Annotated in this window: 4 protein-coding genes; 2 read left to right on the top strand and 2 right to left on the bottom strand. The window is 43.8% G+C overall.

Annotated elements, in window-relative coordinates:
* Positions 1-190: 190 nt before the first annotated feature.
* Both AB4589_RS24110 and AB4589_RS24105 read right to left on the bottom strand, forming a co-directional pair.
* Positions 191-2,035, bottom strand: coding sequence for a putative bifunctional diguanylate cyclase/phosphodiesterase (locus AB4589_RS24110; protein ID WP_372101847.1), 1,845 nt, complete (start codon positions 2,033-2,035; stop codon positions 191-193).
* Between the two features lie 180 nt (positions 2,036-2,215).
* Positions 2,216-3,112, bottom strand: a complete 897-nt coding sequence (locus tag AB4589_RS24105) for a LysR family transcriptional regulator (protein WP_009845717.1) — start codon at positions 3,110-3,112, stop codon at positions 2,216-2,218.
* A 108-nt stretch (positions 3,113-3,220) separates the two neighbouring features.
* Between AB4589_RS24105 and AB4589_RS24100 the strand changes: the two genes are divergently transcribed.
* The gene (locus AB4589_RS24100) at positions 3,221-4,426 is read left to right on the top strand and encodes a multidrug effflux MFS transporter (RefSeq protein WP_012600277.1); all 1,206 of its coding nucleotides are present in this window, start codon (positions 3,221-3,223) and stop codon (positions 4,424-4,426) included.
* 122 nt (positions 4,427-4,548) lie between these two features.
* Positions 4,549-4,899: a hypothetical protein gene (locus AB4589_RS24095; protein ID WP_004731829.1), complete on the top strand. Its 351-nt coding sequence runs from the start codon at positions 4,549-4,551 to the stop codon at positions 4,897-4,899.
* The last annotated feature ends 111 nt before the right edge of the window (positions 4,900-5,010 follow it).

Here is a 5,010-nt window from a genome sequence, read left to right as displayed (position 1 = left end):
CTCGAACAAAATTTAACCGCGAAAGGTCAACACGCCCTAGCAGCTGACTGTATGCCGTCAAGGTAACCGTTAGCTAGATGGTTGCGAGTAATGATGTAGCCTTTAAAGCCGTGAGTGCAGAACTAAATACTTAAATGTTTAGTGATACGCTCGCGGCTTTTTGATTTTAGGTTGAGGTAGTAAACGGCGTTTAGGCTAGAGGTTCTGAGTGAGTGACGTAGCTAACGATAGCTTCTGGTCGCATAGGTGGAGAGTAGAGGTATCCTTGAATTTTGTCACACCCCATTGCGTGCAGCTTTTCTAATTGCTCGCGCTTCTCTACGCCTTCCGCAACCAATGACACATTGAGTCTGTGTGCCAGTTGAACAATCAACCACACAACACTTTCGGATGTTGAGTTTGTCAGCAAGTTTCGAATAAAGGTGGCATCAATCTTAATACAATCTATAGGGTAGCTATGAATGTAATTTAAGCTTGAGTAACCAGTACCGAAATCATCTAGAGCGATCGTGAACCCTTGTCCCCTTAGAAAGTCGAGTGCTGACTTTGTTTCTTGAGTTGGAGATAACAGCACGGTTTCGGTTAGCTCAATGACAAACTCGTTTGCTTTAAAGTGATGCTGTTCAATCGTTCGAGTGAGATAGGAAATATAACGCTTAGAATCGGTAAGCTCGTGAGCGGAGCAGTTTATTCCAAGCTTAACTTTGTAGCCTAAGCCTCGCTCCAATCTTGTTTTAGCGCGGCATACCAATTCGATGATCCGTTCACCCAGTTCCACGCTCAACCCCGATTCTTCCGCTACCTGAATGAACTCCACTGGCGAGATGTCGCCATGTCTTGTGGTTTTCCAACGAGTTAACACCTCGAAGTAATCCCATCGTGTATCAATGTGATCAACGATTGGTTGTACAACCACGTACATTCCACTGTCATTAGGTGCCTGACTGTCTGATATGGGGCTATCAAGTTCACTTCGTAAGGCGGCGATTAACTCGGTTTTCCTTTGGTAACGAACCCTTAGGTGAGTGTCGTAACATTGAATGTATGTATCTTGACTATGCTGGCACTCTTTTAGCGCCAAACTGGTGTTGAAGATGATTTGTTCTACGTCTTTATTGTCTCCATCTGACCGGGCAATGCCGATGCTGACGTCGAAATCGATTTTGATATCAATACTAGTGTAACCTTGCTTTATCTTATCCAGAATTTGTTCGCAAACAGCTATTGGGTCTGAATGATAGGTAATGAATGCGAACTCATTGCCAGCCGTCCGGAACGTCAGGTTGTTGTCGGGCAAGGTTCGGCGCAAGGTCTCTGCAACGAACTGAAGTACCTTATCGCCAATATAATTACCGTGCATATCATTGATGGCTTTGAAGCTATTGATGTCGAGCAGAGCGAGCGTGAAGGGAGTGACACTCTGCTGAGTGATCGATTCCAAGGTGTCTGATAAGCAGCTACGGTTTAATAGCCCAGTTAGACTATCGTGTGATACTTCGTAGCTGAGTTGATTAACCAGTTGCTCAGAACGGTCGTTGAACCACATTTCACGCAAGGTGTGAATGACGATATCTGCGAACAACTGGTGGTGTTTTATCACGTCTTGTTGTTGATCTGTACTCATAGGCGAACTAAAGGTTGAGAAAAGCACACCCATGACTTCGCCACTTTGACTGCGTGCTGGGATAGCGATTGAGTTCTGTGAGGTGATTTCCTGTCTAAATGCTGATGTTGGGAGTGACTGAACGATATACTGAGCAAATGAGCAATCTGGGTGTTTTTGATTAACGGCTTGTTGGTATATGTGACCATGGCGTGCGTTTATTTTGTCATGCAGTACATGGTCAGAATGGGCAATGACCAAAGGAACCATTTGATCGGGGAAGTGCTTTTTCTCAATGATACTGGTGTATTGAGTACCGAAGGTTTGATGCAAAGTAAGCACGGCAGACTCTAAAAGGTCGATACCTTCCAATTTGAGTAAGCGGCCAATGCGCTCTGTGTCTATCATGCAATTGCGTGTATGTTGAGTCATAGTCACCATCCGTAGCCAACCAGAATCGTGTGTAAGCTGTATGTGTATGATCTTGTGTATACGATCTTGTAGCAGCACCGTCTTAAATATTAACAATGCTACTTGCATTAATAATCTTGATATGCGTCTAGTTTATTATTGGTCGTGTTGTGTGATTTTTCAAATTTAGTGCGATATATTTCACAAAATTTGACTATTTCTTTCTTTGTCTAGCCTATCTTTTAGGTGGTCTAAAAATAGCTTGGTTCGTGTATGTGAGTAGTCAAGCTTAGGGTAGTACGCGTAAACCATCACTTCGTCAGCTGTTATATTTGGTAATACTGGAACCAGTGTCCCTTGTTTAAGATCCTCTTTGATCATTGCTTTGATGGTTAACAGTACGCCCATTCCTCGCTTCGCGGCATGAAACAAAGCCTCAGGGTTGGTGGTCGCAAAGTTACCGTTCAAAGTGATGCGCTGTCCTTTAGTTAGCGTGACTTCACGAATAGGACGCTCTCCCCATATTAAGGAGTTGTGCTGCTCTAAGTCTTGCTCGTTGATGGGATAACCATGTTTAGCCAAGTAACTTGGTGCGGCATAAAAGCTGGCTTTGTGTTCAAATAGTGGTGTTTTCTTGAAGCTTAACGAGTTGAGTTGTTCCAGTTCACGACTGATCACCAGGTCCAAGCCAAGCTCAGGTAATTGACCTGGCGTGGTGGTGATAAGCTGTACTTTAATGTCTGGATACTTTTCTAAGAAGTCGTCCATGTATTGCACGAGAAACTTAGAACCAACAGCAATGGTTGCGCCAATCTTTAGCAGGCCCGCAGGCGTTTGGTTAACCGATCGGGTTTCATCAATAATCGATTGCCAATTATCGAGCTGATCTTTGGCTCGCAGATAAAAGAGAGCCCCCGCTTCGGTTTGGCTGATTGAGCGCGTGGTGCGCTTTAATAGTTGAGTGCCAATACGTTCTTCTAACCAGTTCACTCTTTTGCTGATCGCTGAGCTGGTGGTATTGAGTTTACGCGCTGCGCCATTGAAGCTGCCTTCTTCCACCACTTTTACATAACTTTTTACGTTAAGAATCCAATCCATACTATTTCCTGTTGGGACTTAATTAAATTCCAATTTAGCTAATTATCAATTATTGGTTTTGAATGTAAACTCATCTGATGAACAAATAACAAACGAATAGGGAATTTTTTGAGCCAATCGACCTTTAAAAAAACACCGCTACTCTTAGCCATGATGATCATAGCTACAGGACAGGTAGGGGTGAGTATCTATTTACCATCATTGCCGCTAATTGCTTCAGACTTAAGTGTGACTCAGGTAGATGTACAGCTGCTCGTTACGCTGTTTCTTGTGGGTTTTGGCTTGTCTCAGCTATTTTACGGGCCGATGTCCGATGCCGTGGGGAGAAGACCTATCTTCTTGTTAGGTCAGGGTGTTTATTTGATTGGTACTGTTGTTTGTGTTGTTTTTTCCGACAACATGACGGCGTTAGAGGTTGGTCGCTTGTTGCAAGGTCTAGGTGCGGGTAGTGCCTCGGTTCTTGGGCGAAGTGTGCTGCGCGACAGCTATGATGGCCTTCAACTGACCAAAGCACTGTCTTATATTTCGGTCACCGCTTCGATCATGCCGATTATTGCGCCCGTGTTTGGTGGTTGGATCTCATTCCACCTCGGTTGGCAGGCGGTGTTCCTGTTTGTTCTTGTGTATTTACTGGCGATATTCACTCTCGGCTATTTTGTTCTTCATGAAACTTTACCATACGGGAAGAGCCGCTTTGAAGTCAGTCAAGTGGTCAAGAACTATGGCCGTTTGTTGACGAATCGCCAAGTGTTGACCAGTGCCAGTTATAATTGGATGAGTTACATGGCGAGTTTGGTGTCGCTATCGCTGTTTCCATTCTTAATGCAAGAGCAATTGGGGCTGACAGCCGCTGAATACGGATCGTTGATGATAGTCCCTTCGGCTGGCTTACTGATTGGTAGCGTGGCTTTGAACTTGCTCAATCGTAGGTTTAGTACACCACAATTGATGAGTCTTGCGATTTTGATCATTTTAGCTTCAGGGACTTGGTTACTTACTCATGAGTTATCCATCTTTAACTTAGTGTGGGCATTTACGTGGTTAGCTATCGCTCAAGGTATCTCCTTCCCTCTATCGATCAGTATGCTATTAGAACCTCATAAGAAGAAAGCGGGCGCGGTGTCGGCACTGTCAGGTTCAATTCAGATGTGTTTGGCGGGTTTACTTGGTGGATATCTAGTCGAGAGTTGGGTGACGACTCACCTACAGCTCGGCGTGTTTTATCTGATTATTGGCGCTTGTATGGCTACAGTACTTTGGTCTTCAACGAGAATGAATAAGAAAGCCACAGCTACCGAAGTTGAGTACAGTTAAGCAGCTGAAGTACAGACCAGTTAAACAGCTAGCTCGCTATAGTTCAGCATACAGTCGTTAATACGTTGTATTTGTATGGATGGTTTTCTACAATACCAGCGTCCATTTAATAGGTAATAAACATGCAGCAAAATGAATTTGAAGTACTGGTAAAAGCTATCTGCGCACTAGATGGCCTGCCTCAAGCACTTGAGTTATTGAAATCCAATGAGGATACAGAAGTCGCTGAGGCTGCTGGATCACTAACAGGTCAATTTGCGCTAGCTGAAGTTGAAGGCGAAAAGCGTATTTACCACGTGACGCTTCAAGAAAATGAACAAGGCGAAGAGCAAGAGTACATCGAACATGTCATGAATGAAGGCGATGACTTAATCAAATTTGCAGCTTGGTTCTTTGAAACTATGTTTGAATTAAAGCAAAAAGACACATACCAAATTGCGGGTAAAACTTACAGACAGCCAAAGCGTAGCTAGTGTTTTAGTTACTAACTATTAGGCATTAGCGAATAGTGTCCTTTTTAAGGTCAGTGTTTCTAAGCTAAGTATTTAAAAAGCAGCTCTCTTGAGCTAATGCCGTTCACTTAA

The sequence above is a fragment of the Vibrio sp. 10N.222.49.A3 genome, from assembly GCF_041475145.1.
GTDB classification, from domain to species: Bacteria; Pseudomonadota; Gammaproteobacteria; order Enterobacterales; family Vibrionaceae; genus Vibrio; species Vibrio tasmaniensis_A.
This window is presented reverse-complemented; position numbering and strand designations above follow the sequence as displayed.

Coding starts and splice junctions, on each gene's coding strand:
- AB4589_RS24110 (WP_372101847.1), bottom strand. CDS start 2,035: ATGACTCAACATACACGCAATTGCATGATAGACACAGAGCGCATTGGC.
- AB4589_RS24105 (WP_009845717.1), bottom strand. CDS start 3,112: ATGGATTGGATTCTTAACGTAAAAAGTTATGTAAAAGTGGTGGAAGAA.
- AB4589_RS24095 (WP_004731829.1), top strand. CDS start 4,549: ATGCAGCAAAATGAATTTGAAGTACTGGTAAAAGCTATCTGCGCACTA.